At 32.1% G+C, this 955-nt stretch carries 1 protein-coding gene and 1 pseudogene; both read left to right on the forward strand.

What is annotated here, in order from left to right:
* Positions 1–173: 173 nt before the first annotated feature.
* A complete protein-coding gene (locus Aba26S_RS20960) occupies positions 174–497 on the forward strand; it encodes an IS5 family transposase (RefSeq protein WP_032031561.1) in 324 nt (107 codons plus the stop codon).
* A 37-nt stretch (positions 498–534) separates the two neighbouring features.
* Positions 535–927: pseudogene (locus tag Aba26S_RS20965) on the forward strand (transposase family protein); the annotation flags it as partial.
* Between the last annotated feature and the right edge of the window lie 28 nt (positions 928–955).

The following is a 955-nucleotide window of genomic DNA, read 5'->3' on the forward strand; positions in this document are numbered from 1 at the left end:
ATATTAGACTTCCGTCATAAATCAAAAAACGTACAATTTATTTGATCTTAAATTAATCAGCAAAATTATTTAATTCAAGAGATAATCCTTGGATGAAATTCAAAGATATTCAAAAATTATCAAACGTTAAGTTTCGTAGGCTTACCGGTGTTAGTTGGGCTACATTTAACCTCATGTTGGCCGAGCTAAATAAGCATTTACCTCGTCATATTGGTAAAGGACGACCGCATAAATTACCGTTGGAAGATCGTTTGCTCTTATGTATAGAATATTGGAGAGAATATCGAACATTTTTCCATCTTGGTATGAGTTACGGTGTATCTGAAACGAGTGCAATTCGTATCACACGTGTTATTGAAGATACCTTAATCCGTTCTGGAAAATTCAACTTGCCAAAACAACTTCCTAATCGAGATGAAGTGGATTGGGAAGTTGTTGTGATTGATGCCACTGAAATATTAGTTCAACGTCCAAAAAAAACAGAAGAAATGGTATAGCGGTAAAAAAAAGCGACATACCTTTAAATTTCAGCTATCTATGCACTATATAACAGGTGAAATACTGAGTGTATGTGGAAGTCATGGAAGCATGCATGATTTTAAAATATTTAAAAAAAGCATGAGGAAATTAAAATTTAAGCCCTTTTTTATCGTTGATAAGGGTTATTTAGGGATAAAGAAATTGGGTTTTGGATGCCTCATGCCATCTAAAGCAAAGAAAACTGAAAAACTAGATTCTGAATTAAAAAAGTTAAATAAAGAGATTGGTCGTAGACGAATTCAAGTAGAGCATGTATTTGGAAGGATGAAATGTTTTAAGATTTTATCTTGTGTATATAGAAATCGTCGTAAAAGATTAAACCTGCGGTTTAATTTACTTGCTGGCATATACAATTTAGATTGGGTGAAAGATAAACAATTAAATTGATTGAAAAATGATTTATGAAGGAAGTCTA

This window comes from Acinetobacter sp. NBRC 110496 (genome assembly GCF_000876115.1).
Taxonomy (GTDB): Bacteria; Pseudomonadota; Gammaproteobacteria; order Pseudomonadales; family Moraxellaceae; genus Acinetobacter.